Annotated in this window: 19 protein-coding genes; 5 read left to right on the top strand and 14 right to left on the bottom strand. The window is 51.7% G+C overall.

Going from position 1 to position 25,811, the window contains the following annotated elements:
- Positions 1–11: 11 nt before the first annotated feature.
- From DWZ56_RS19955 to DWZ56_RS19930, 6 genes are read right to left on the bottom strand one after another with little or no spacing between them, the layout of a single operon-like run.
- Entirely contained in the window at positions 12–1,463 is a 1,452-nt protein-coding gene (locus DWZ56_RS19955; protein WP_118558364.1) for a S10 family serine carboxypeptidase-like protein, read from the bottom strand.
- Positions 1,453–2,868 (bottom strand): hypothetical protein, encoded by a 1,416-nt coding sequence (locus tag DWZ56_RS19950; protein ID WP_118558363.1) that lies wholly within the window; start codon positions 2,866–2,868, stop codon positions 1,453–1,455. The genes DWZ56_RS19955 and DWZ56_RS19950 overlap by 11 nt, the downstream gene beginning before the upstream one ends.
- 13 nt (positions 2,869–2,881) lie before the next feature.
- Positions 2,882–3,826, bottom strand: a complete 945-nt coding sequence (locus DWZ56_RS19945; RefSeq protein WP_118558362.1) for an ornithine cyclodeaminase family protein — start codon at positions 3,824–3,826, stop codon at positions 2,882–2,884.
- Complete coding sequence (locus tag DWZ56_RS19940; protein WP_158584672.1) at positions 3,813–4,406, bottom strand: GntR family transcriptional regulator; 594 nt, start codon at positions 4,404–4,406, stop codon at positions 3,813–3,815. Before DWZ56_RS19940 ends, DWZ56_RS19945 begins: the two co-directional genes overlap by 14 nt.
- A gap of 37 nt (positions 4,407–4,443) precedes the next feature.
- Positions 4,444–5,802: a TldD/PmbA family protein gene (locus tag DWZ56_RS19935; RefSeq protein ID WP_158584671.1), complete on the bottom strand. Its 1,359-nt coding sequence runs from the start codon at positions 5,800–5,802 to the stop codon at positions 4,444–4,446.
- 2 nt (positions 5,803–5,804) lie between these two features.
- A complete protein-coding gene (locus DWZ56_RS19930; protein WP_118558359.1) occupies positions 5,805–7,190 on the bottom strand; it encodes a TldD/PmbA family protein in 1,386 nt (461 codons plus the stop codon).
- Between the two features lie 134 nt (positions 7,191–7,324).
- Here DWZ56_RS19930 and DWZ56_RS19925 point away from each other — a divergent pair, with 134 nt between their 5' ends.
- The 4 genes from DWZ56_RS19925 to DWZ56_RS19910 all read left to right on the top strand — a co-directional run bounded on the left by DWZ56_RS19925 (position 7,325) and on the right by DWZ56_RS19910 (position 10,424).
- Positions 7,325–7,627 carry a helix-turn-helix domain-containing protein gene (locus DWZ56_RS19925; RefSeq protein ID WP_158584670.1) on the top strand — a complete coding sequence of 101 codons (303 nt, stop codon included), beginning with the start codon at positions 7,325–7,327 and terminating at the stop codon, positions 7,625–7,627.
- Positions 7,628–7,641: 14 nt separating this feature from the next.
- On the top strand, positions 7,642–8,919 hold the full coding sequence (locus DWZ56_RS19920; RefSeq protein ID WP_118558357.1) for a glycosyl hydrolase family 18 protein: 1,278 nt from the start codon (positions 7,642–7,644) through the stop codon (positions 8,917–8,919).
- Between the two features lie 213 nt (positions 8,920–9,132).
- Positions 9,133–9,519: a (deoxy)nucleoside triphosphate pyrophosphohydrolase gene (locus DWZ56_RS19915; protein ID WP_118558356.1), complete on the top strand. Its 387-nt coding sequence runs from the start codon at positions 9,133–9,135 to the stop codon at positions 9,517–9,519.
- Between the two features lie 110 nt (positions 9,520–9,629).
- Complete coding sequence (locus DWZ56_RS19910; protein ID WP_118558355.1) at positions 9,630–10,424, top strand: rhamnogalacturonan acetylesterase; 795 nt, start codon at positions 9,630–9,632, stop codon at positions 10,422–10,424.
- A gap of 63 nt (positions 10,425–10,487) precedes the next feature.
- Here the strand turns inward: DWZ56_RS19910 and DWZ56_RS19905 are convergent, their stop codons facing one another.
- The 8 genes from DWZ56_RS19905 to DWZ56_RS19870 form a co-directional block, all read right to left on the bottom strand.
- Positions 10,488–11,066: a nitroreductase family protein gene (locus DWZ56_RS19905; RefSeq protein WP_118558354.1), complete on the bottom strand. Its 579-nt coding sequence runs from the start codon at positions 11,064–11,066 to the stop codon at positions 10,488–10,490.
- A gap of 40 nt (positions 11,067–11,106) precedes the next feature.
- The gene (locus DWZ56_RS19900; protein ID WP_118558353.1) at positions 11,107–13,698 is read right to left on the bottom strand and encodes an exo-rhamnogalacturonan lyase family protein; all 2,592 of its coding nucleotides are present in this window, start codon (positions 13,696–13,698) and stop codon (positions 11,107–11,109) included.
- Positions 13,699–13,905: 207 nt separating this feature from the next.
- Complete coding sequence (locus DWZ56_RS19895; protein ID WP_118558352.1) at positions 13,906–15,558, bottom strand: extracellular solute-binding protein; 1,653 nt, start codon at positions 15,556–15,558, stop codon at positions 13,906–13,908.
- Positions 15,559–15,601: 43 nt separating this feature from the next.
- Entirely contained in the window at positions 15,602–16,510 is a 909-nt protein-coding gene (locus tag DWZ56_RS19890) for a carbohydrate ABC transporter permease (RefSeq protein ID WP_118558351.1), read from the bottom strand.
- A gap of 18 nt (positions 16,511–16,528) precedes the next feature.
- Positions 16,529–17,503, bottom strand: a complete 975-nt coding sequence (locus DWZ56_RS19885; protein WP_118558350.1) for an ABC transporter permease — start codon at positions 17,501–17,503, stop codon at positions 16,529–16,531.
- Between the two features lie 330 nt (positions 17,504–17,833).
- The gene (locus DWZ56_RS19880; protein ID WP_118558349.1) at positions 17,834–20,185 is read right to left on the bottom strand and encodes a helix-turn-helix domain-containing protein; all 2,352 of its coding nucleotides are present in this window, start codon (positions 20,183–20,185) and stop codon (positions 17,834–17,836) included.
- A gap of 2 nt (positions 20,186–20,187) precedes the next feature.
- Positions 20,188–20,910 (bottom strand): DUF1961 family protein, encoded by a 723-nt coding sequence (locus DWZ56_RS19875; RefSeq protein WP_118558348.1) that lies wholly within the window; start codon positions 20,908–20,910, stop codon positions 20,188–20,190.
- A 23-nt stretch (positions 20,911–20,933) separates the two neighbouring features.
- The gene (locus DWZ56_RS19870; protein WP_118558347.1) at positions 20,934–24,272 is read right to left on the bottom strand and encodes a discoidin domain-containing protein; all 3,339 of its coding nucleotides are present in this window, start codon (positions 24,270–24,272) and stop codon (positions 20,934–20,936) included.
- A 443-nt stretch (positions 24,273–24,715) separates the two neighbouring features.
- Between DWZ56_RS19870 and DWZ56_RS19865 the strand changes: the two genes are divergently transcribed.
- A partial coding sequence (locus DWZ56_RS19865; RefSeq protein WP_118558346.1) for an anaerobic sulfatase maturase occupies positions 24,716–25,811 on the top strand: 1,096 nt, incomplete at its 3' end.

Genomic DNA, 25,811 nt, shown 5'->3' with positions numbered 1-25,811 from the left:
TAGCTTGTTTCCTATGACAGGATAAATTCCCGCAGATCTTCATACAGGCGGCCGGCCGGTCCGTCTCCCAGATAGGGCATATGTCCGGATTCGTATTCTTTGACAGTCACCCTCTCTTTTGACAGCGCCAGGTGGTTTTTCAGATACCGCACGGTTCCGGGTGGCGTCACCATATCGTACAGGCCGCTTCCAAAAAACACGCGCAGCCCCTCATTTCTTCTCATGGCCCATTCCAGGCACTCGGCAGGCGTCCGGGGAGTCTGATAATTCCATCGGCCGTTCACTTCAAAATCGATGGAATCGTATGGCCGGTTCATATTTGCAAGCCCCAGATATTCCTTCATCTTTCCGTTCATTGCTCCGATGAATGCGGCGGTGTACTTTCCCATGGCCGGGTCGTCCGCCACAGGATCCTTCATCTGCACCGGGTCCAGATGCCGCATCGTATAGCGGCCGTCATAGGCACCGGCATCCTTCCCCTCCCCTGCAAGCACTTCCGATAAAAATACATCCACAGGCAGGTTCAGGCCATGCCTCTCAAACCAGGCTTCCTCTACACCGGTGAGAAGAGACATCTGCCGCACGAGGAGCCGGCGTCTATCCTCCGAAAGGCCGCTTCCCTGAAAAAGCGCCGGCAGATACTGCTCTCCGGCAAATTTCCAGGCGATATCCGCGGTCTCTGCCGCACAATCCGGGACCGGCAGACCGCAGGCGGTCCATTCCTGCTTCTTACCCTCATCCAGCGGATGGTGGTACAGGTTTACACAAGCCATGCCCGGCAGCTGGAGAACTGCCTCCTCCACAGCAGGCCGGTTATGGAAATAATCCATGCAGATTGCAGTTCCAAGCATGATGACCCCGTTGATCGGGATTGCCCGCAGCCTTCTTCCGGCGCTCATCGGCCCTCCCATCAGCTCACTTAACAGCATGCAGGAACGAATCGTACCATAACTCTCTCCCGCCAGATATTTGGGGGACGCGATGCGTCCATACCGGATCACCCAGTCCTCTATGAGATCCGCCATACACTTGGCATCCTCTAAGACGCCGAAGAAGCTGCCGCCCGCCTCCTCCTTAAGTAACCGGCCGTAGCCGCAGCCCGGCGGATCGATCATCACCACATCGCAGCAGTCCAGCAGGCAGTATGGGTTATCCTCCAGCTCATAGGGCGGGAAAAGGCTGGGATTTGTGCTGTCATCCAGCTTTACCCGCACCGCGCCGAACAGGCCCAAATGTTCCCATACACAGGAAGAACCGGGACCGCCGTTAAAGGCAAATATGACCGGTGCCCCCTCGCCGCCATTTCCAAGATACGTATAGAGAAAAGCGGTTGCCGCGATCTCCCCCTGTTCATCCGTAAACGGGACTTCTTCGGTAATCACCTGGCAGACGGTGCGGCTGCCACGCAGTTGCATTTCATGTTCCGTCCTGTAAGAACGGATCTGATTCTGATCAAGCTTCATCCTTCTTCCTCTCTCTCATCCTCCATCTATAGGATACCGCGCTTTCCCCGGTATCGGCATATGCCGTCTCAATTTCGTCCCTGTCAAACAGGCCGTCAAAGCTGTCCGGATCCGGCACGGGCAGGCATCCCTGCTCCATGGCCTCAAATTCCTTCCGGATATCGATCCCGCCGACTTCCCTCACCATAGAGATAAAATCCTCATTGTTTCCGCTTCCATCCGCCATGTAGCGGCCGGTCAGCGGCTTTACCACATCATCCAGCGACTTGTCCCCGCCGGTGGCCCTGCGCACCTTTGCATCCACATTTGCCAGGAAAAAGAAGCCTCTCCCATAGGCAAGCCTCTGTGTACGCCGGTCCGTCCAGTACTGCTTTGCCGCCTCGCTGTTGCTTAGACGGTTGGTGGGATTGGTATAGTACTGATCCGTCCTTTTCTGAATCTGCCGCAAGGTATCCTCCAGGGACACGATACGGTTTCTGTAAGGCAGCATGACACTGTAGTATTCGGCAGTCCCTTCCGTGTACCAGGTGGTGCTTCCGTAGGGTTCATCGTTCATATGCGGCCAGTTATGCACCATCTCATGGGCCAGAAGATTCTGCAGACTTTCCACCGTGGGGGGCAGAGTATCGTTATAGCCGAACATAAAGGATCTGGTCAGAGCGGTCCCCCCGCTCTGCTCAAAGGGATCTTTTCTGGCAAAGACCCGGTATGCCGTATCTTTGTCTCCGAAAAATTCCGCCATGGCGGCAAACATCTTTTTTACTCTTCCCGCAGCCTCTGCGATGGGGAAAGAGGGGCGGCCAAACCAGTAAAAGCCGAACTCATTATCCGTACAGGAATGCAGCAGTCCCACCGCGTAATAGGAGTAAACCAGTGTGGAAGAGGAATCCGTCCTAAGCTGCTTCCCCTCACCGAAGCTCCATACCCCGCCGCTACCCTCCGGCATCCCGGTCAGGTCCCAGTCTAACGTAATATCATACTGTCCTTCCGGCAGCATGGGAAGAAATGTCACTCCGGCCCCGTTAGCGCCGCCTTCCTCACTGCGGAAATCAAAATACGGCCCATAGCGCTGGTCCTTTGTCACCTCTCGCGGATAGACCGCATAGGCGATCTGCACTTCCCCCTGTGTCTGTCTCTTCGCCGTATACCCGGTGAGCTTTACGGGATACTGCTCTCTTTGCACAGTATCAAAGGTGATTTCCCCCTGTGCATCCGAAATCTGCAGATCCTCCATTTTACAAAACGGAATGGTGACTGTCTCACTCTGTATATAAAAAAGCTCTTCTCCGGCAGCTGCCCTGATATCCGCCCGAACCGTCACATTCATCCTGTCCACACGGTCCGTGTTCCATTCCGGTTTCAGCACCACAGTCAGTTTCAGATGCTGTTTATTTTCTTCACTCATGGTTACACCTCCGTTATTTCCCGCATCCGGACATCAGCACACTGGCCGCGCTGGCCACATCCTCTACTGCCAGCCCCAGAGCGTCAAAAATCGTTATTTCCTCTGCGCTTTCCCTGCCCCGGACCCTGCCTAACAGCAGTTCTCCGATAGAACCGACAATTGCCTCATCATCCAGCAGGCCTTCCGCTTTCGGTATCAGGAATTCCCCGCTCTCCCGCTTCATGGCCTCCGTCTGATCCGCATAAAGCTTTCCGGCAGCCATCAGATCGGATGCCACCTCTCTGGTCGTGGGCGAAAAAGTTCCCACAGCGTTGATGTGGCAGCCGGGTTTTACCATATCAAGCGTCAGCACCGGCTCCTTTCCCGGAGAGACGGTGCAGATGATGTCAGCGCCGCAGACCGCATCCCGCACGTTTGAGCAGACAGCAACCGGTATCCCGTATTTTTCCTCTGTCTCTTTCCGGAAACGTTTCGCGCTGTCGGGACGGATATCATAGACGCTTGCCTGTGTGATATCCCGCACCTCACGAATAGCCGCCATATGGGATCTGGCCTGAGCGCCGGCTCCGATAAAGGCGATCTTTGCCGCGTCCTTAGCCGCCAGCAGATCGGTGGCCACAGCGCTGACCGCGCCGGTGCGGATTTCCGTGATGCTGGAAGCGTCCACCATGCCGGCCACCGTGCAGTGTTCGGATTCAAACAGCATCACATATCCGATATGGGACGGATATTCTGTTCCTTCATTGGGCCCATAGGCATTTAACACCTTAGCGCCGAAATACTTTCCGATATAAGCGGGCATGAATCCGAATTTCGCTGAATTCGGCATCGTGCAGATCAGCCGGGGCGGCATGGTGCAGACGCCGTTTTCCAGATCCGTAAGCGCCTGTTTCATCACCTCAATGCATTTCTTCGGGGACAGAAGTTCCCTTACTTCCTGTGCTTCAATAATCTTCATTTCGACTTTCCTCCTCGATACCGATGTCTTTTTTTAAATACTCTTTTGCGCTCTTGGCGTCGCCTTTCATCAAAGCCGCCGCGATCTCCTGATGATAAACCGGAATCCGGCCCTGGCCCGCGCGTTTTAACATGGAAACGCTTCTGGCAAGGCTTGTCACCAGCCGGTCGATGATATCCGTCAGCACCGGATTATCCGCAGCGGCGGCCAGCGACATATGAAATTTCATATTGCCGCCCACATCCCCGGTATGCTCTGCAGCCTCTGCAATCGCCTCCAGAGCGGGCCGGTCCGCCTTTTTCAGCAGCAGATCCACGGCCGCACATTCATTCAGATACCGGATCCGCCGAATCTCCTCATATTCCTCCTCCGAGATCATGGCGATCCTGTATCCCCTTCTGGGATAGCTGACCATCAGCCCTTCCCGGCACAGCCGGTATAATGCTTCCCGCACGGGCGCTTTGCTCACCTGATAGCGGTCGGCGAGCGCTGTCTCCGTCAGGAATTCATGATCCGGCAGTCGCAGCATATAGATGTCCTGCCGGATTTTTTCGTAGATTTGTTCTGTCAGTGTAGCCATTGGAACGGCTCCTTTCTTATTAACGAATTGGAGTGTCTCACCCTTGAGATCCTGTAAACGCGATCTCCGAAACCAGCAGGCTGGGCGCGGCCACTGCATAGCTCTTTAAAAGGTCCATGGGGCGCACAAACAGGCCGTTTCCGCACGCGGTCACATGGGCAAAAAGCTCTTTTAAGTTTCCGTTGATGGTGATGCCTTCCGCCGACCGTTTTTTTTGTCCGTTTTCCACAAGAATCGCCTTACAGGGAATGTGAAACTCTCCGGACGCAATATTGATGGAATGAAACACATCATAGGACTCAAAGACATAGATTCCGTCTTGCAGCTCATCCAGCAGTTCTTTTTCCGTGCATTTTCCAGGCCGGATGCAGAAGTTGCGGGGAATCGCCTGTATCTGTGTATGTATATTGCCGCTTAAAAGCGCCTTGCGCCCGGCACAGCCGCAGGGTGTCTGTCCCATTTCAGAAGCAGTTTCCAGCGTGTGCAGCAGACCTGTAAGCCGCCCCTCAAAAGCAACGGTCAGCGCGCAGGCCGGCGTGCCCTCGCAGTCCACCGCGCAGCCATAGCCGGAACGCTCCATAAAGGGCAGGTCTTCTATCGTAAGGCAGGGACTAAACACCTGTTTACCGTCCGCTGCGCCACACGAAAGATCTCCCGCATAAGGAGTCGCGCCATTCCGGTAATTCGCACCGGTAAACATCTGCCAGGCTGTGGCCAGTATATTGGTCACCACCTCCCCATCCAACAGCGTCCGGTATCTGCCGGCATCCAGAGTGCCCGAAGGCAGCCTGTTTTCACGCCATTGCCTGATTCGTCTTAGAAACGGTTTGGCAGTCAGCTCTTTCAGACTGCGGGCAGAAAAGCCGCAGTTCAGGAAACAGGGGATTTCTCCATCGGTCTCCGCCATCTCAAGCTCCGCTTCCAACCGTATATTTTCACAGCAGATATCCGTATCCAAGGAATTTATCAGCCCTCTGGTCTCCTTCGTCCTTGTCATGCGCAGCGCAGGCTTAGAACCGGGGATGCCCTCCCGTATTGCTTTTTCCAGCGCCGCTGCCGCTGCCTTCAGCTCCTCTGTCTTAGGTATCTGGCCGCAATCAGTCTTAAGCCGGCTGCCTTTCACCATGGGACCTGCCCCACCGGAATTGGAATAGCGGGCCAGCCCGGCCGCCTTCGCGAGCATCTCCTCCGGGTCCTCTTCCAGCTTCTGTGTGTAATAAAAGCCGCCTCCGGCACTCACAAACAGCTCCGTTACAGAGGAGTATTCCGCGCCTTTCACGGCTCCGTCCTGTATCTCAAACGAGAGGATTTCCCTCTTTTCCGCCTGTACCTGCGCCGCACGGATATCCGCCGGCAGTTCTTTCATGAGCGGTCTTAAGCGTTCCAGTTCTCTCATATTCATGCTCCTCCTATGGACATTTCCGCAATGCGCACCCTGGGCTGGAACGTGGTGGTGGGGATCAGTCCGGATGCCGCTCCGCAGAATCCTCCGTTGTCATATTCCAGCGCCGTGCCCACACGGTCGATCCTGCCGATCACTTCCAGGCCGTTGCCGGTGAGCATCAGTCCCTTCACGGGGTAGGTGAGCCTGCCGTTTTCGATCCACCAGCCCTCTTTCACCTCCAGGGAAAACTGCATTCCTCCGGTTCCCCCTCCTATGCTTTTCACATACAGCCCTTCACTTACGGAAGTGATCATCTCCTCATTGTCATCCCTGCCCGCCGCCAGATAGGTATTGCTCATGCGGGAGGTTGGGGCATAGGTATAATTCTGGCGCCGCCCACAGCCATTGGACGGCAGGTTCAGCATCCTGCCATGCAGGCGGTCACACATATAATTTTTCAGGATCCCGTTCTCAATCAGCACATTGCGCTGTCTTGGATGCCCTTCGTCGTCCACGGCGGAACTGCCGTAGAGACCGGGCATCGTACCGTCGTCCACCAGTGTGACTCTGTCTGAGGCCACCTTCTGTCCCAGTTTCCCGATAAAGGCGCTGCTGCCCGCTGCGATTGCAGCAGCTTCCAGGGAATGTCCGCAGCTTTCATGCCAGAGTGTGCCGCAGCCGCCTGCCTCCAGCACCACAGGCACCGTGCAGGCAGGGACGCTCCTCCCGTCCATCATGGCGCGCGTCCTCCTCACCATGTCTTCGGCAAATCCGATGTGATCCGCCTCATTGCGGTACGCTTCAAACCCCTGCGGCCTGGTGAGATCCTCCCAGTTGAAGAATGAGGTTTTGCCGTCGCTGACGGCCGCCTGGAGCCGCAGCCTGGTGGTCACTCTGCGGTCCTTCACGGACAGCCCCTCACTGTTAATCACCCAGATACGCTGATCGGTGTCAAAATAATCTGCGTTCAGACTCAAAACAGCCGGTCCGGCAGAGGCCGCAGCCGCAGCGGTCTGCTTTAGCACCGTGATTTTCCGATCGGCGCCTGTTGAAGAGGGAGCCAGCAGTACGGGATTCGGATTCTTTAAAGCCGGAGTGTAAAACTGATCCGGAACAGCCGCCTGCCGCTTCGTTCTGACTTCAATCAGCTCCGCTGCCGTCTCTGCCAGGGAAAGCAGGGCGGTAAGGGAACAGTCATTGGAATAAAGATAGATACTGCCGGTGCCTGAGAGCACGTACAGACCCGCACCGTAGATGCGAATGGCTTTCACACCGGACAGCGAATCCTTCTCCCACCGTATATTGCTTTCCTCCCGGTCTTCGAAAAAAAGTTCTGCGAAATCGGCGCCGGTGCAAAGCGCCTTGTTAAGGACACGGGCTGCCTCCTGTTGAGTGAGCATATGTATTTCCTCCTGAAATGTTCAGTAATATGTTCATTATAAATTTCAATCAAAGGGTTGTCAATTACAATCAGTTCTAGGGGCTGCATACGCACGCAATGCTGGCATTCCCGTCAGGGTCCGTCTCCACTGAGATGACAGCAGAACTGTATCACAGTCCCTGCTGCTATTATCAGAGAACTACAATCCTTACTCTGGAAGAGATGTCACACGCCTTTTATCTAAGTTCCAGGCAGCTGAACCGCATTTTGTTGCAGTGTTATCATACAACGATTACCGCCTACCTTAAAAACCTGCGTTACAACACGGCGCTGGCATACATGGAAAAAGGGGGCATGACGCTGCGTGAGATCGCCGCTGAATGCGGTTTTACCGATTATCAGCAGCTTCGCAGAATGATACAGAAGCAGAAAGGCCCGGAAACGCATATGATATAAAAAAAGGATTTTTTATGGCTATTCATATCGTATCTTCCGGTGAGACCGCAGAATCGATCGCTGCTCTCTATTCCGTTTCACCCCAGCGCCTTTCCTATGACAACCAGCTGAACGAACAGGCCCATCTGGTCGTAGGGCAGGCGCTTTTAATTCTGATGCCGGAAACGGTACACCTGACCGTCCCCGGCGATACCCTTTATTCCATAGCCACCCAATACGGCACAACCGCAGACGCCCTGATGCGGAACAATCCTTTCCTGGCAAACCGGCAGTACTTAGAGCCCGGCGAATACCTGGTTGTCCGATACGAAGAGGAACCGTTCCTCCCCCTGGATGTGAGCGGTTATGCATATCCCTACATCAACCGGCCGCTGCTGCGCGAAACACTGCCGTTTCTCACCTCACTGCTCATTTTTTCCTACGGTTTTACCGCGGAGGGGGAACTGATCCCGCCGGAGGATGAACCGCTGCTGGCTTTGGCCCAGGAGTTTGAAACCCGCTCTGTCCTGGTGCTCACACCGTTTTCCGAAGCGGGCACTTTCAATAACCGCTTAGTATCCCTGGCTTCCAATGATATGGCCGTACAAAACCGTCTGATTGAAAACCTGTTGGATACCGTGCAGCTGAAAGGCTATGCTGGGGTGGATGTGGACTTCGAATTCATTCTGGCCGAGGACCGGATTCCCTATGCGGAGTTTGTCCGCCGTTTAAGGATCCGCATGAACGAAATCGGCGTGACTGTGTCGGTGGCCCTGGCGCCCAAAACTTCGGCGGACCAGCCGGGCCTCCTCTATGAAGGGATCGACTACCGCCTGCTGGGAGAAGCGGCAAATACGGTCCTGCTCATGACCTATGAGTGGGGATACACTTACGGCCCTCCCATGGCGGTCGCGCCCATCCCTTCCGTCCGTCAGGTTTTAGATTACGCAGTTACGGAAATACCCCCGGAAAGAATATTCATGGGCATCCCCAACTACGGGTACGACTGGCCGCTTCCTTTTGTGCGTGGAACTACCGCAGCGCGCGGCATCGGAAACCATGAAGCGGTTCAGATCGCCGCCCTCCACAATGTCTCCATCCAATATGATGAGGAATCCCAGGCCCCATTCTTTGAATATACGAGCGGCGGGATCTCCCATATCGTCTGGTTTGAGGATGTAAGAAGCATTCAGGCGAAGTTTCAGCTGGTTGCGGAATACGGATTTCGGGGTATCGGTTACTGGCAGCTCATGCGTCCGTTCCGGCAGAACTGGATGCTGTTAAACAGCTCCTTTAGCATCACCCGCCAGTGACCTGCGCGTTTTATAAACAGACTGTTCATTTCACGGCCAGTGCTGTACCAGACTTTCCACTCCGGATTTGCGGCCGTATTGTGCCGCGCATAGGGATCCGGGGGGAATCTGGTGCAGCAACGGAATTTCCACGATACCTGTAAGATATAACTCTGGAATAGTCAGATATATCTGCTATAATATAAAAATGAACAACAGACACAGGAGGATACTATGAAGTCAATCAGTGTTGCAGCTGCCATAATAAAAGAGGGAAATAAGATATTCGCCACAGAGCGCGGATACGGAAGCTTTAAAGGCTGGTGGGAATTTCCCGGTGGAAAGATTGAGCCCGGCGAGAGCCCTTCCAAGGCCCTGATCCGGGAGATCCGGGAAGAACTGGATACGGAAGTATCGGTAGACAGACACTTAACGACTGTGGAGTACGATTATCCGGATTTTCATCTGACTCTGTACTGCTATTTCTGTACGGTGAAGGAGGGAAACCTGACGCTTTTGGAACACAGCGCCGCCCGATGGCTGGACCGCAGCCAGCTGGATGAAGTAATGTGGCTGCCGGCGGACAAGCCGGTGATAGAGATGCTGAAGCAGGAAATATAAACGTTCAATCACTCTTCATTACAGGAAACATGTATGATATAATGTCGGCAGACATTATATCATACATCAAAAACCAAAAGCACTAAAACCAACATAGGAGTGTAAAACCAATGGCAAACAGAAAAACACACATATTTCTGGCCGGTGATTCAACCGTACAAAGCTATGCTTCAGACATGTATCCCCAGACAGGATGGGGGCAGGTGCTCTGCCGCTATTTTAAGGGATACAGTTCCGTAAGGAGCTATCCTTCCGTAAACTGCCCTTTTCCCCAGGCCACATGCTATGAACTGGAAAATCTCGTGATCGACAACCGGGCCATGGCAGGCCGCAGCACACGTTCGTTTCTTGACGAAGGACGTCTGGAGGATATCGGTCAGGCCATGCAGCCAGGCGATTTTATGCTGATGCAGTTCGGCCATAATGACGCTTATTTTGAAAAAAAAGAACGCTATGTGAGCCCTGACGAATTTCCGGATTTTCTTGCAAAATATACAACCGTCTGTACAAAGCATCAGGCCACCGCCGTTCTTGTAACACCCATCGCCATGAGAAACTGTGATGATAACCCCAAGGGAGACTTTACCTACAGTTTTCCAGAATACCGCAATGCAATGATTCAGTACCATACTGATACAAAGATTCCCCTGCTGGATCTCGGTAAGGCAACTACCGAATATTGCCGCTCACTCGGTTCGGAAGGCTGTAAATCCATCTTCATGTGGATCAAACCAGGTGAATATCCGGACGGACCGCATAAGGAGGGGAAAGAGGACAACGCGCATCTTAAGAAAAAAGGCGCCATTGCTTTTGCCGGTATCCTGGCCGGACTTATAAAAAGCTACGGCGACGATGACAGACTGGATGTTCTGAAGGATCATCTGACCGACAGCATTGAATGGTAAAGATCCTGAAGTCGTTCCCCAAAGTATCGGCTTCAGGGAACGGCTTACCCGTCAAATTACCTTTCAGATCTGCTTTAGCAATACCTCTTCTTGGCTGCGCTTCGGCACATGATGCACCTGTTTTTCATCTCTCCAGTACTTAAAATCTCCATCTGACGCCATGGGTTCAATCACCACTTCTTCCTTGGGCACTCCCAGCGCGATAACCATACTGATCGCAAAGTGTTCCGTATCCAGCTCAAGCACTTCTGCGAGTTTCTCTCTCTGGATATTCATAAGGAAACATCCGCCGAATCCCATCTCGGTGGCACCCAGGAATATGCTCTGGGCACTGATTCCCTCATCCACACTCATAGCGCTCTGTATATTTTTATCCCGCAGCAGTATGATATAGCCGGCCGGACGTTCCCCCTTCACAGGGCCGTCCCATTCCTTCAGGTAGCCGGCCCAGGCCAGACAGCCATAAACCTTTTCATTCATTTCCTCTGAACACACGGTCACATATTTTATGTACTGCTTATTGCCCCCGCAGGGTGAAAGCCTTCCGAGCTCGACCAGAGCGCTTAGCTGATCGTTTGTAATGTGTTTTTCTTCATAAAATCTGCGGTATGAACGGCTTTTCCTAACAAGATCCAACATCATTTCCATCGTCTCCTTAAATATTCATTCATAATACTGTCACTCATAATACTTCCGGCAGATCATCCCGGATCAGTTCCAACGCCACAATCACATTCAGGCACCACTGCGCCGTAAAATTGGTTGATATCCAGGATATCTCCTGAAGCTCTTCCTGATTAGCCGTATCCTTAAGTCCCTTCGGTGTAAAACCGTCCGCCTTTCCGTTTCCGGGCATCGCTTCAAGCAGGATCTTCCAGGTCTTTTCAGCCAGTTCACGGTCCTGATAATAGAACGCGCCGAAAGCAGCGATCCCCGCTGCCATAAACGGCAGGGAGAATTCCCGGTTGCCCACCAGACCTTCAGACTGTCTCTGCTGTTCTTCTTTAGACAGGTAATAGAAACGTCCGTAATCGGCCAGCATCTTCGTCCATTCCCCATCACCCAGCAGCCCTGCCAGCTCCAGCCAGGTCTCGATCGCACCCATGCACACCTGCAGATGAGTCCCGCCATTGGTGCGTTCACCGATGTACCTTAGATGGCTGTCAGCGGGGTCATACTCAAAATCAGGGCCGGAGATCAGCTGCAGCGGGGCCTTTTTCAGATCCTCTATGCCGGTTTTGATCTTTTCCAGATATATAGCATCCCCAAAACGTTCCCACTGAGTCATCCAGTTAGAACACATGCTTGACCAGTCCGGTCCGGAACGGGCGTGAGTCGGGGAAATCATCCCGGACTTGTCAAAGAAATAGCGCAGCGGGTCAATATTCAGCAGCGCGAAATCTCCGTCCTTCACATCGTCAAACACGTCTCCCATTCGCAGGTCACCGGTCAGATAATAATAAAATCTGTGATGGCCGGCCATGGCAATGCGCGCCTCCTTACAGGAGCAGCCCCAATGCCGCACATTGTGTCTGGAACCGATGCCCTTATACTTGCCGAAATGGTAAGTGTCCACCTCGGAGCAGTGCCGGCTCATAGCCTCTGCAAGTGTAAAAACATCCTCTCTTCCGGTCCTCATAAATGCGTACCACAGCCAGAGAGTCGGCACCAGCTCCGTATTCTGCCATGCATATCCGCCCATATCATAGCGCCAGCAATGTCTGGCTTTATCATAGGTGTGCATCACATCGCCGTAGTTAAACATTCCGTACCAGTTTCTCACATCGATTTCTTTCCGGTAGAACTCCACCGCTTTGTCCAGTTGTTCCTCGATCCAGGTCTCCATGGGGCTGTCCTTTTTTGGCAGGCTCCAGATGCCAAAGGCTTTCACCTGATGATAATATTCGGGGGAAGCCAGGTAGATCGGCGGTTTCTGTACCATATGCCCGAAATCCTGCAGCTCTTTATCCTCGGGAATGCCGCCCTCCACCGCTCTCACCGTAAACTGGTTCGTATTGGCGATGCCATAGGGCGTTGCGCCCACTTCGGGAAAACCTTCATAATAGGTCTGAGGATATCCCTCATCCGCATAATGTCTGAAATCCATGGCTTCCGCATCCGGTGACCAAAGCCATACCGTCGCCTCCGCCATATCCTGATCCAGATGGGTAAACTGGTAGCCGGAAGGGTATTTCTGCCAGAAATCCCTGCCCGCAAACATCATGCCGCCGCTCTCTCCCGTAAAGGCAGCAGTCCCGGGCGCGCGGTATCCGTGAAGCGGCTCCAGATAACAGAGACCGCCGTGGTCCACCCTCTTGCGGACCGCAAAATGGGACGGGCTGTCCTGGCAGAGCTTATACTCTCCCCAGACGGGCATCTGCTTCGTGGCTTCGATGGTCGATTCATGCTCCTCTATTGTCAGTTCCAGCTTTTTGCCGTCCATCTGTAAACGGTAGATTTCCTCCGGTATCCTGGGGCGCCAGGAAAGCAGCATAGTAAGCGCCTCGTGAAACACTCCGTGATCCACTCCGAACTTCACATGCCGGTTATATACAGCGCCATCCATTGGGCTGTAAAACCTGACTCCGATCCCTTTTAAAAAATCCTTCTGTTCATCCCCATCATATAAAAACGTATGGGTAAATCCGATCTCCGGCCTGCCATAGCAAACGGTCTCCCTTAGTATAAACGGGAACTTTTCTTCCCCGGTACGCGCATTCTTATGTATACCCACCAGCTTAACCACACACGAAAGAGGCCCTTCCTCTTCGATCTCAAGCTGCTGCACTTGCCCCACATAGGGTATTTCACGCTTCACGGTGATTCCGTCTTCCTCTTCAGGCTGTTCCAGGATCAGCACGAGTTCGGCTTTCTTCGCAGCCAGACGCCCGTCCGCCGTAAAATCCTGCAGCACGCAGTTTCCTTCTGACGGCACAAACACATCCATACATCCTGCCTGAATATAGACGCCATTATCCCTTTTCTCCACGGAAATACCCCCGCCTTGTGCTTCTCCGTGTCCGGCTTCTTTGCCGCCTTTCAGCGCAGTCATCGCTATGCGCTCCGACATCCTGCTGCTGTCGGCCACATGCGACGCCCATTTCACAGTTTTATCCGGCCAGTATGCCGTGACCCTCGACTGAACCGGCACCGCGCTGCCATCCTCATTCTCCGCAGCAAAAACGGCATCCGCCTGTACGGTGCCCTCCGGCCATACCGTTCCCCAGGCGGCATAGCCGTCAGCGGAACGTTGTTCCATTCTGTGCAGTATCATGGTGATTCTCCCTTCTGTCCTCTGAGCATCCGCTTTCTTTACACTCACCAGTATAACGCTTCATATCAAGTTGCACAATCTTTTTAACGCGTACTCCAGCAAATCTGAAACGTGCGCCGCAAGGCGTACCAAAAAACAGGCCGCCAGCCCGGCACGAAGCCGGATGACAGCCTGTTTTGTTATTTACTGTATCAGTTCATCAAGAAATTATTTCACAACGCCTGCAGCTTTATCAGCTTCATACTGTGCATTCACTTCTTCGATTACCTGAGCGCCGCCACGATCCAGCCACAGCTGCATCTGAGCTTCGAACTCAGCCTTGTCGATCGTACCGCAGATGTACTGTGTTCTTGCAGAAGTCATGATATCATTCAGATCCGCGCCAACAGATGCGAATGTAGCGGAGTTAGAAGTATATCCGATTGCAGGGTTAAATACTGCGATATCTTCGTTTGCTTTCTTGATAGCTTCTTCGATTACAGATCTCTCTGTTCTGTTTAAAGGCAGGTTGCCTGTACCAGGAACATAAGTTACACACTGATTCAGACCGTTCTGAGGTTTCTCACTAACTTCCTTACCAGCATTGAGGTCTTTGATCTTGCCGTTCTCATCGTATTCCCAGTCTCTTCCCTCGATACCGTAATCAGCAAGGATGTACATTTCATCATCGTTCATCTTGTCCAGGAAGTGCAGGCATGCTTCCAGATCCGCCTCTGTAGGAGCTGCAGCCTTTGTGATCAGATAGCATCCGCCCTGACCGGCTGTAGCCAGAGTAGAAGGCTCGCTGTTAGCGTCTTTTGCAATTCCGCCTACCAGAGTCATAGAAGCTGTCTGGCTAGGATCTACTACGGAAGGAATATTGTTGTCTACAAAGTAATCCCAGATTCTTCTGGAGTTGTCCAGAACGTCGAGGAACATACCGCACTCGCCCTTCTGAACCATGTCGGACCATGTGTTGGTCTCACGAACTGCCCAGTCTTCATAGATCAGGCCTTCGTCATACATTCTCTTGAACCATTCAACTGCTTCCATATACTCTTCGGTCTGATGAACGGGAACCAGCTTGCCATCTCTTTCAGCCCATGTGTTGCCTGCGCCAAACCAAGCCTGTACGATATCAACCGGGCCTGTGTACTTGCACATTGCAATACCGTATGTATCGTCCTTGCCGTTTCCGTCAGGATCCTGAGTTGTGAATGCTTTTGCCATGTTGTAAACATCTTCAACCGTCTTCGGCTCGCTTAAACCAAGCTTCTCAGCCCAGTCTGTACGGTATCCAAGGCCGTTTCTTCCGATCGGTCTGGAACGGTAAAGTCCAACCAGTTTGCCGTCAACCATGAATGCCTTATTAACTTCTTCATTCATCTGAGACAGGTTCGGATACTTCTCAGCATCATAGATGTACTGGCTTAAATCCCAGAAAGCGTCGTTCTGAGCCGCCTGGATCAGAGTGGAAGACAGAGAAGCGCTGCCCCATGTGATGATCATAGGCATGTTCTTCTTATCCATCAGGGTTACACCAAGTACGTCTTCATAACTGTCGTTAGCAACCCAGTTCCAGTCTACAGTTGTGTTTGTGTACTCTTCATATGCAGCGATAACTTCTTCTGCGCCAACATTCTTCAGCGCATGGCCCTGATGGTCGATACACATCATGGAGATGTGTGCTTTCTCAGTGGGAGCCGCAGTTGTATCAGCTGCCTGAGTGTCATCACCAGCCGCCGCAGTTGTTGTCTCACCGCTTGCAGCCGTAGTGGGTGCTGCTGTCGTAGCGTCATCTTTCTTGCCGCATGCAGCCAGCATGGTTGCTGCCATTGCGATTACCAGAAACAATGCAGCAAATTTGTTGAATTTCTTCATTTCTACATTTCCTCCTTTAGAAATTTAAATATATGTATGCAGGTCAGCCCTTAACGGCACCAACCATAACACCTTTGGTAAAGTACTTCTGAATGAAAGGATACACGATCAGAATCGGAACAGTCGCTACCACGGTGATTGCCATTCTTACGGCTTTTTCCGGCGGCGCTCCCATCAGACCGTAATCAATCGGCGTACCGTCGGTATTGATACCGCCTGCCAGGAAAGCAATTCTTCTTAAAACGATCTGAACAACTTCCTTATCCTGATCACGGATGTAGAGCATAGCGCTGAAGTAGCTGTTCCAGTGTCCTACCATGTAGAATAAGGATACGGAAGCCAGCACCGGTTTGGACAGAGGAAGAATAATTCTTGTGAATATACCGATGTCCGAACTGCCGTCGATCTTTGCAGCCTCTTCCAGTTCCATGGGCAGCCCCTGGAAATAGTTCTTTACAATGATAAAGTTAAATGCACTGATCGCACCGGGCAGCCACAGAGCCCAATAGGTATCCAGCAGATTCAGGGAGCTTACCAGCAGATAAGCAGGAATCATGCCACCGCCAAAGAGCATCGTGATGATAACGATATTGATGAAACCGTTCCGGCCTCTAAGATACGGCCTGGATAACGGATATGCAAACGTGGTTGTGAAAAACATGTTGATAATAACGCCGACTGCGGTTACAATCAGTGAGTTTTTCAAACCGAAGAACACATCACCGGTTTTTGTAACATATCTGTATGCATTTAAAGAAAACTCGTGCGGTATCAGGAAGAACGGGCGCTCCGTCAATTCCTTTTCCGTAGCAAATGACCCGGCAAAAACATAGATAAAAGGAACTACACAGGCAATCGCAAACGCGCCGATAAAGATATAAATGAGTACCTGTACTGTCTGATCCCCGGGGCTTCTTTTAATGTGATTAGATGAATTTTTTGATCCAGCCATTTAATTTTCGCCCCTCCTTTAATATAGTCCGGATTCGCCGCATCGCTTGGCGATCCAGTTCGTACCTAATACTAGAATCATGCTGACGATCGATTTAAACAGGCCGGCGGCCGTAGCCAGCGAATACTGCCCCTGTTTAATACCGACTCGGTATATGTAGGTATCAAATACCTGTGCTGCCGAACGGTTCAAGTCGTTCTCCATCATGAAGATCTGCTCATATCCGGTGTTCAGCAGAGCGCCCACACGCATGATCAGCATGATCACAATCGTTCCTCTGATCGCCGGCAGTGTGATGTGCCACATCAGGCGCCAGCGCCCAGCGCCGTCAACTCTCGCTGCTTCATAGAGCTCTGTATCCACGCCGGACAGCGCGGCCAGGAAAACAATTGTACCGTAACCTGTTTCTTTCCAAAGGCCCTGACCAACGATCATGCCCTTAAAATACTGCGGCTTACTTAAAATATCCGGTGCGGAACCGAAGATGCTTTCGATTGTATGGTATACAAAACCATCGGATATGTTAAACAGCTGGTAAGTCAAACTACCTACGATAACCCATGATATAAAGTGAGGAACATAAACAAAAGTCTGTGCCACTCTCTTATATGTCTGGGAACGGAGTTCATTTAAAAACAGTGCCAGAATAATCGGCGCCGGGAAACCTATTACCAGGTTTAAAACTGAAATTCCCAACGTATTTTTGAGCAGCCGCATGAAGTCCGGCCCTCCGAAGAACTTCTGGAACTGTGCCAATCCCACCCAGGGGCTCTGTATGTACGCCTCAATCGGTGAATTACCAACCATGGGATTGAAATTTTCGAATGCAATGATGATTCCGAACATCGGTACATAATGGAATATTATGTAGTAGAGTAAACCGGGAATCAACATTATGTAAAGCCATCTGTGCGCCATGATATGCGTTCCTAATGAAGCTTTGTTTCTTTTCGGAACCGCCACACTGCCGGCAGCAACTTTACTTTTACCCATTCATCTAACCTTCCTTTCATAATTATATTGTTCTCATAAAGCAGATCTCACATAAACTCCTCTTTTGTATTGTGCATTCTGCACCAAATACAATTTCCGTGCTCGTGCCTTATGTGTATAATTTACAATAAGTTTTGCACTTTTTCAATAATCAATATATTTCATAATTTATTCACATTCTATTCACAAAAAAGTAAAAGGAATGCAGGATTTATCGGCATTTTTTCCTGCATTCCTTCTGGACTTATCATTTTATCGCCTGGCATTTTCACCTGATAATCCGTGATTTTCAGCAGTTTTTCAGGCATGAAATATTATGATTATCGTCATTTAGCCGGTTTTTTTCTCCTTCCGGTATTTGCCGGGAGACATTTGTTCATATTTACTAAAGAAGCGGATAAAGTTCTGAGTGTTGGAGTAATTCAGCCTGGACGCGATTTCATTTACAGATAATTCCGTATTGATCAGCAGATCCTTGGCCGCCTCCATCTTCTCATAGTTGGCAAGCTCAGTAAAAGTCATGTTGCGCTCCGTCTTTAACACCTTCCATATATAACTGGGATGGTAATTGAGCTGCTGGGCGCACTCTGCCAGGGTGATATCCCCTTTGGACTCCTTCACCAGAGACTGCACCTTATCCAGTATGTCATTGCTGTGGCCATGACGGAATTTCGCCAGACTGGCGATGGCCGGCAGAACCACATTTTTCTTATAATAGCATTTCAGCTGTTCCGAATCATACAGCGTGTTTAACTTAAGGAATACATCCACGGACTGGCTGACAAACACCTGATTCATAGACAGTCCGGCGTTGGAAGGCACCATCATAACTGCGATCATAAAACGGTATATATAAAAGCTTCTCTCATACCGCGTTATGCCCTTGGCGCCAAGCCCATCCACAAACTGATCCACCGCTTCCGCCGCCGCATGCTGATCCCCATTGTCCACCGCGACTCTGACCGCTTGCTCCAATGTCAGATCGTAGCCATGCCGGACATTATCATCGCTGGCAAAGTCCTCATAATATGCGATCGAACCGTTCCTGCCCTCCGCGTTATCTGCGGATACGTTGTCATTCATCAGAGCTTCCCGGCACTCATTTAAAGCGGTGCGCAAATGCTTCAGCAGATGGAAGGTCTGGCTGACACCCACCGCGATGGGACAGTGATAGGTCTCCTCCACATAGGAAGTGACCATATTGTGTATCTTATCAACCCGCTCTTCCAGAGCCTTTTTATCATCCATTCCCACCAGGAGCAGGATCAGATCTCCCTGGCTGATCGGAGGCACAAACAGCTCATCCTTAATCTCTTCCGGAATATTTTCCGATACAGTCAGGCTGGCCGCTTCGCTTTCCACCTCTCCTGCGGGAAACGATTCACCGTCCATGATAATATGAACGGCCATCAGCATATAATGCCTGCACTTCTGCAGCTTGTAGCGTTCCAGGAACTGATCGATTCTGGTCTGTGAAATGCCTCCGCGCATCAGTCTGACCATAAACAGCTCAATCAGCATTGTGCCCTGGTCTTTCACCAGCTCTTCCAGCAGCTTTTTTTTGTCAGACAGCTCCCCCACCCCTCGGAATAGGTAGTCAAACTCATCCTCGCTCTCCGACTCATAACCGAAAATTCCTCTTGCATACTCCGTCAGGTTGCTGATCGGGCGGTATATCACATTTGCAGATATCAGACAGAGCACCAGAAACAGGATCAGCACCGCAATAATTGCCAGAGCTGCCGCGCGTATCCGGTCGGCGCCTTCCTGCACATTCTCCAGATCATAGGCTGCCACATAGGTCAAACCGTTCGGCGACGACTGCCCCCCCCCGCGATTTGTAATTATATGTAACGACCTTCCATTATCTAACTTTACATTGTCCTGTGCCTCCAGCGTACCGCCCTGGCTTAACACGGAGGAAGCGTATTCCATCAGATCTTCCGATGTGCCGGCTACAGGCTTTCCTTCCATATCCAGTATGCACATCTCATATTCGGCCAGATTCTTCTGCAATATGCCGGGAAACAGATTATCATTCAGATTTACCACGATGAGGCCGTCCGTCTGAGCCGTCAGTGTCGGGAGCTTAAGCACCAGCAAAAGGCCGGTAAAATCCATCTTGCGCCCGGGCAGAGGGCTGTCCAATGATTCCCCCAGATGATTACTCCAATAAATGCGGTTTGGTGTCAAGGCCTCCTGTTCTAGAAACGCATCCAGGACCTCGCTGTTCGTCACCTGATCCAGCGGATACATGCCATAATTGCTAAGCGCCCATCCACCCTTCAAATTGATGAACGTATAGCCTTTTACATATTCATCCAGATACAGCGCTCCCCGGAGAACCTCCTGCGCATCTTCCACTTTATCAAATGCAGGATACGGTACGCTTGTCTCCTCCATCGCCCATTTGATAGCTTCACGGCTGCTGATTTCCGAATAGTACTGCCGGATACTCGTCAGTGTATTTTCGACCTGGTTCTGCACCTGCTCCATCGTGGACTGCAGCGACAGATCCGCGCGCTCCGTCATTTCTCTGGTGTAAGTGGTATAGGAAAAAGTCCCCAGAACAGCCAGCGGCACAATGGAGAGAAGCGTCAGCAGAATAAATATTCTGTACTTATATTTTCTTCTTGGCTTTGTCCTGACCTTTGGCTTAATTCTGTCAGACAGTAGTCTCATTATCAATCCCTCGCATCTTTCTCATCTTCGCCGGCATGCAGAGCATAAACTTCCAGATCCGCATATTCCGCAACCAGCGGCGCTAACTGCCGGAAACCGATCTTTCCCCCGCCAAGGCGCGGGCCATAGGTCCTGCCGTCATCCAGATAGCAGAAAACCTCCATATCGTTTACAAAGAAACGCACCTGTTCCCGATACTTCAGAACCCCCAGCGTATAGGGAGATGCCGCCTCATCCGCATCGGGAATCGGATCTCCGCCCTGAGCGGTCAGATGAAAACCGTAGCTTTTGCGCAGATTGCAGGTATGGAACGCCCTCTCATCGGCCTCTTTCCTGCGGAAATAGGACACATGATAGGCATTGATATCACCGTGATGATACAGATTATACTCTCCGGTGCGCGCCTGCAGGGAAGGATCAAAAAGATCCTCTCCGTTTCTGCCGGCGGCGGAGAAAAACAGGATGCACAGGCCGGGTTCCTTAATGGGCCAGAATTTCCACTGGATATATACGTCCGAAGGGAAATCTTCCGGACACCACAGCACATAATTGGCCTTTTGGCCCTGATCGGCGCTCATAGCGTTCTCCATGCGCATTCTTCCTTCCGGAAAGGAGATCTTAGCAGATCCCTCCAGCACAAACTCTCTGATGTCCTGATCGGATTTCAGTGAATTCTTATATATACATTCTCCATTTTTTACTCCGTATTGATTCCAGTTGATCATCTATATTTCCTCCTCGTTTCCTGTCATTGTTCAATTTCCTTAGTGGCGCTTACCACTTCCTGAACCGTTGCTGCAGACCCGTCCTTCCATTCTTCCAGCGTTTCTTCACATATAAACGCCAGAACAGCGGCCGCAAATACTGAAGGTCTGTCCGAATCGTCCACCCGGTACCAGCCGTCCTGCAGCTGCTTCCAACAGGACCGGTCTTCCGATTCAAAGCCTGACAAAACAGTCAGACGCACCCTGTCGGTCGTCACAGGTTTCCCAAACAAAACCGTCTTCGGATCAAAGGAAGAAGCCAGTTCTCCCTCCGCGGCTGTGATCCATCCGCCGTCGGACCAGATCTCGACGCGGTATCCCTTCATATCGCCCTCATGATCCCGGTGATTCTGCCTCGGCACATAGATAAGGCCAGAAATCCTGTGTGGTTTTGGCATAATCAGCCGGATATGCAGAGGATACTCCCCTTCCAGGCGGAAAAATGTATCAGGATTCCCATCCAGCATCGCAGATGTATCCGCGTCCTGCGCCTCTTCACAGACCGCGCGGACAGAGAGCTGCTCCATCACATGCGCCGGAAATCTGCAGTGTGCCAGCTCTTCCTCCGTCACCTGCGCCATAGGCTGAAATGCATCCGACTTCATATACGCGATCAGGCTGTTTCGCAGAGCGTTCGCCGCCGGCCGTTCCTTAAGGCGGTGTTTTAGATCCGCCGATGCCACAAGCAGCCTGCCTCTGCCGACACGGCACTCAAATAAAAGGCTTAGCTTATAATTTCTGTTCCAGTCATCGATGGGCTGGACGATATTCTGTACATCCTCCGGCAGGTGCTCCATGCGAAAGCCCCTGGCTCCGGTCATGATTTCCTCCCACTGCCAGCCCGCCCAGCTCTCTGTCGCAAATCCCGCGAGAGCAGGGTGTTTCGGATCGCAGACCAGTCCCATGCCCCTGGCCCAGGTAGGTCCCATCTGAGCGTTCCAGAATACAGGGCGGTAGCTCAAACGCGGACAGTCATAGCTTAGCTGTGCGGGATCGGGCAGAAACAGAACCTTCTTTCCTTCCTTAAGCCTTGCAAAGGCTTTGTCCCAGCTGTCCGTTATCAGAATATCTACCGTTTCTTCCACAGCAGCATCCGCCGTTTCCTGCACCGGCTCATACAGCCAGATATCCCAGCTGTTGGAAAATCCGCTCCTTATAAGCCCCGCTTCCAGGCGGTAACTGCCCGGCGCATCTTTATCCGCTAAAGCGACCGAAATCTCTCCGGCCTCGAAATTCTTTCCCAGGGGAACACTGCCGCATTCAAGCTGTCCGCATGCTACGGTCTCTTCCGCTTCCCGGTCCTTATGAATCAGACGCCACCACAGCGATTCATCCCGCAGCGCGTCTCTGCCGAAGTGACAGATTTCAAAACTGCAGATAAGCTGTTCTTCCACGGTGTAAACGCGCTTTGGCAGTCTGGCAAGCACGACCGTCTCATTGCAGAAATGCTTCCACTCGGAAGCTGTAATATATCCTTTCGGATCCCAGAAAGCATCCAGAACCCCTACCAGGGCCGATCCCTGTCCGAGATAATCATGCAAATCCAAAAGCTCATGGCCATAGATATGGGGCGTCCTGTAGTTCGCCTCCAGATCCTCTTTATACATAGCGGCCTGCAGTCTGCCGGAATGCCATGCGAAGGTCTGATTCTGACCGAGCACGCCGTGCTCCGCCGCGTTTTCCTTATACACAAGATAACTGCCGGGATACAGGTATCCCTTAAACTTATCCGCGGTCTTAAAATCGGGGTATGCGCACCACTGCCCCATCTCATGGCAGATCACCGGGCAGCGGATTCCTTCCAGCGCTTTGCGGTAATCCCCGCCGTGCCACCCCCTATAACCGCGGATGGAGCCTCCGGCTTCCATACCGTATCCGGACCTGTGGAAATAGGCATAATCCGTTCCTGTGATTTTATCGGGAGGCATGGGATAGGGCCATCCGGACTGCGCCGTATACAGCCTGCGTCCGTCCTTTTCCTTCCACTCCTTTACCCAGGCGCTTAAAGGCGAATACCAGTCTCCTCCGGGCTCATTGCTGGGGGAAAGCATCACGAAGGACGGATGGTTTCCGAACGCATCCAATATCTTCTCCGTCTCTTCTTTTAAAACCTCATTCATGGAACAGCCGTCCCAAAACGAGTTCCACATGCCGCATTCCGCCTGCAGATACACCCCGGCCCTGTCTGCCGCGGCAAAGGCTGCATCCGGCGGACAGTAGGAATGAAAACGTATGTAATTGAGCCCCCATTCCTTCACCCTGCCCATGAGCCTGTCCCAGAACTCCGGTTCACAGGAAGGATACCCCGTAAGCGGATAATCCCCGCCAAAATGTGTCCCTCTGAAATAGGTGGGTCGCCCATTCACATAAAACATCCCGTTCTCAGCCTTTATATCGCGGAAACCGAACGTGTGCGTTTGTTCCATATACAGATCCGCCATATCCGGCACCGAGACCTTCAGACCGAGCCGCACCTGATGCAGGGCCGGCAAAAATTCATCCCAAAGCCCGGCATCGGACGGATATTCCAGTTCCAGCCGTTCTGTCCGGCTTTCTCCAGGATGTATCTCAATCCTCTGCGCTTTCCGTATCACGCTTTGTCCTGATTTTGTCAAGCCATCTCCGTCTTCTGCGGTAAGTACAGCAAAAGTATCCTGCTCCAGATGGCTTTCCAGCTGCGCTTCCACCACTGCCCGTCTTTGAGCAGCATCTGTAAAAATGCGCACACGCTTCAATAAAACGAGGGGCGATTCCGTGATCTTCACCTCGCCCACAAGCCCGTTCCAAGTGGCCCCCAGACCATCTGAGACGCCGTGCCCGTCCGGGCGGTAAGGCAGCAGCCATCCGTTATCCGCGCAGATTGTCAGCCAGTGTTCACCGGGGCTTAATCTGCCGACTGTAAACTCATGGGGCGCGCATAATGATCTCTGCTCTCCCAGCCGGTTGCCGTCAATCCAGGCTTCTGTCTTCCATCTGGCGCATTCCAGATAGAGCATCAGCCATTTTTTACTCTGGGCTTCGCTGACCGTAAACGGCCTGCGATACCAAGCCTTTCCGGTATAATGTTTCGGCGGCTGGCACAGGAAAGGCACTCTGGTCCTCTCCTCCTGGCCGTAACGGTACTCTTCCCGCTGATACCAGAGGCGGTCATATAAAGTCTGCACCCAGTCTGTGTGCTCGGTGATATCATCCCCATACCCCTGGGACTGCAGAATGCCCGGAATTGTGATCCTGCCGTCCAGATTCTTACTCTCCCAATGCTCGATTCGCCCTCTATCATCGCGGTCCAGGCTAAACTGCCAGGTTCCTTTCAAATCTATCATAAAAAACCTCGTATCATTATTCTTTAAATCACAGGAGGATCATCATAGCTATGATAAAATCCTGTGCAAAGCAAATATCTTTGTTATTATAACATAAATTTGTTGCACATGGAATAATTTTGTCAGTTTTAACGATTTTTTTCTCCAAAATGATGCATTCAAAGAGAGAAGAGCCGGTATTTCAAGCTTTTGTCTCTCTCTTTTAACTATATTTTTACGGATATTTTATATATTTTTACCATAAAACAATTGACCTCTGCAGCCATCTGACAGCGTCATATAAAAAGAATCCGTTCTGTACAAACGCCTGTTCCGGTGTTTTTTTCTTCTCTTGTACATTCCGCCGGGTGCCGCTATAATATACATATCCGGCGGCCCGTTGCGGTGCCGGTAACCGCTTACACAAGAGCGTATTTGAAAATCATCAGGAGGATTTTTTACCTATGAACGTGCACAGTGTACTGATCAAACCAGCCTCCGGCAGCTGCAATATGCGCTGCCGCTACTGCTTCTACGCGGATGAAATGGAACATCGGGAGCAGTCCAGCTACGGCCTTATGTCAGAGGAGACGCTGGAAATCCTGGTCCGAAAAGTATTGGAGAGCGGCGGCGGGCCTTATCACTTCGCGTTCCAGGGAGGCGAACCCACACTGGCCGGCCTGGATTTTTACCGTTCGTTGATTCGGTTCGTGGACAAATATAAAAAGGACGGGGCTGCCGTATCCTATGCCATACAAACCAACGGCCTTGCCATCGATGAGGAATGGGCCGAATTTTTATCGAAACATCATTTTCTGGTCGGAGTCTCTCTGGACGGAATCCGTGATATCCACGATCTGTACCGGAAGGATGCCGGTACACGCGGCACCTTCGCCCGGGTTATGAGCGGCATACACCTGCTTGAGCGTTATGGCGTGGAATTTAATATACTCACCGTAGTAACAGCCCAATCGGCACGGAGCATCGGCAAAATCTATAATTTTTATAAAAAATGCGGCTTTACCTATCAGCAGTATATCGCCTGCCTGGACCCGTTAGAGGAGGAGCGCGGACAGCACCAGTATTCGCTGACACCGGAAAAGTACGAGTTTTTCCTGAAGACGCTGTTCGATTACTGGTATCAGGATATGAAGCAGGGGAACTTCGTATATATACGTTATTTTGAAAACCTGGCCGGGATCCTGAAAGGATGTCCTCCGGAGACTTGTTCCATGAACGGCTTTTGCAGCGTACAGTGGGTGATTGAAGCGGACGGCAGCGCCTATCCCTGCGATTTCTATGTATTGGATGAGTGGCGTATGGGCAATGTCCGGACAGACAGCTTTGAGGATATGATGCTCAACTGTGAGCGGTCCGGTTTTATCGATACTTCCCTCGTTCCCCCGGAGGACTGCAAGAAATGTAAATGGGGTTTTCTTTGCCGCGGCGGCTGCCGCAGAGAGCGGGAGCCGGGCATGGACGGCATACAAAAAAACTATTTCTGCGAGAGCTTCTATCACTTTTTTGAATATGCGGTGCCGAGGCTGCGAGAACTGCTGT

The organism is Lachnotalea sp. AF33-28 (assembly GCF_003477885.1).
Classification (GTDB): domain Bacteria; phylum Bacillota; class Clostridia; order Lachnospirales; family Lachnospiraceae; genus AF33-28.
The sequence above is the reverse complement of the archived record's forward strand: the minus strand, read 5'-3'. Positions and strand labels throughout refer to the sequence as shown.

What these genes read in the sequence shown, in the direction of transcription:
- DWZ56_RS19885 (WP_118558350.1), bottom strand. Translation starts at nt 17,503, where the DNA reads ATGGGTAAAAGTAAAGTTGCTGCCGGCAGTGTGGCGGTTCCGAAAAGA.
- DWZ56_RS19945 (WP_118558362.1), bottom strand. Translation starts at nt 3,826, where the DNA reads ATGAAGATTATTGAAGCACAGGAAGTAAGGGAACTTCTGTCCCCGAAG.
- DWZ56_RS19950 (WP_118558363.1), bottom strand. Translation starts at nt 2,868, where the DNA reads ATGAGTGAAGAAAATAAACAGCATCTGAAACTGACTGTGGTGCTGAAA.
- DWZ56_RS19930 (WP_118558359.1), bottom strand. Translation starts at nt 7,190, where the DNA reads ATGCTCACTCAACAGGAGGCAGCCCGTGTCCTTAACAAGGCGCTTTGC.
- DWZ56_RS19910 (WP_118558355.1), top strand. Translation starts at nt 9,630, where the DNA reads ATGGCAAACAGAAAAACACACATATTTCTGGCCGGTGATTCAACCGTA.
- DWZ56_RS19955 (WP_118558364.1), bottom strand. Translation starts at nt 1,463, where the DNA reads ATGAAGCTTGATCAGAATCAGATCCGTTCTTACAGGACGGAACATGAA.
- DWZ56_RS19915 (WP_118558356.1), top strand. Translation starts at nt 9,133, where the DNA reads ATGAAGTCAATCAGTGTTGCAGCTGCCATAATAAAAGAGGGAAATAAG.
- DWZ56_RS19875 (WP_118558348.1), bottom strand. Translation starts at nt 20,910, where the DNA reads ATGATCAACTGGAATCAATACGGAGTAAAAAATGGAGAATGTATATAT.
- DWZ56_RS19920 (WP_118558357.1), top strand. Translation starts at nt 7,642, where the DNA reads ATGGCTATTCATATCGTATCTTCCGGTGAGACCGCAGAATCGATCGCT.
- DWZ56_RS19870 (WP_118558347.1), bottom strand. Translation starts at nt 24,272, where the DNA reads ATGATAGATTTGAAAGGAACCTGGCAGTTTAGCCTGGACCGCGATGAT.
- DWZ56_RS19905 (WP_118558354.1), bottom strand. Translation starts at nt 11,066, where the DNA reads ATGATGTTGGATCTTGTTAGGAAAAGCCGTTCATACCGCAGATTTTAT.
- DWZ56_RS19900 (WP_118558353.1), bottom strand. Translation starts at nt 13,698, where the DNA reads ATGATACTGCACAGAATGGAACAACGTTCCGCTGACGGCTATGCCGCC.
- DWZ56_RS19895 (WP_118558352.1), bottom strand. Translation starts at nt 15,558, where the DNA reads ATGAAGAAATTCAACAAATTTGCTGCATTGTTTCTGGTAATCGCAATG.
- DWZ56_RS19925 (WP_158584670.1), top strand. Translation starts at nt 7,325, where the DNA reads ATGACAGCAGAACTGTATCACAGTCCCTGCTGCTATTATCAGAGAACT.
- DWZ56_RS19890 (WP_118558351.1), bottom strand. Translation starts at nt 16,510, where the DNA reads ATGGCTGGATCAAAAAATTCATCTAATCACATTAAAAGAAGCCCCGGG.
- DWZ56_RS19935 (WP_158584671.1), bottom strand. Translation starts at nt 5,802, where the DNA reads ATGAGAGAACTGGAACGCTTAAGACCGCTCATGAAAGAACTGCCGGCG.
- DWZ56_RS19880 (WP_118558349.1), bottom strand. Translation starts at nt 20,185, where the DNA reads ATGAGACTACTGTCTGACAGAATTAAGCCAAAGGTCAGGACAAAGCCA.
- DWZ56_RS19940 (WP_158584672.1), bottom strand. Translation starts at nt 4,406, where the DNA reads ATGGCTACACTGACAGAACAAATCTACGAAAAAATCCGGCAGGACATC.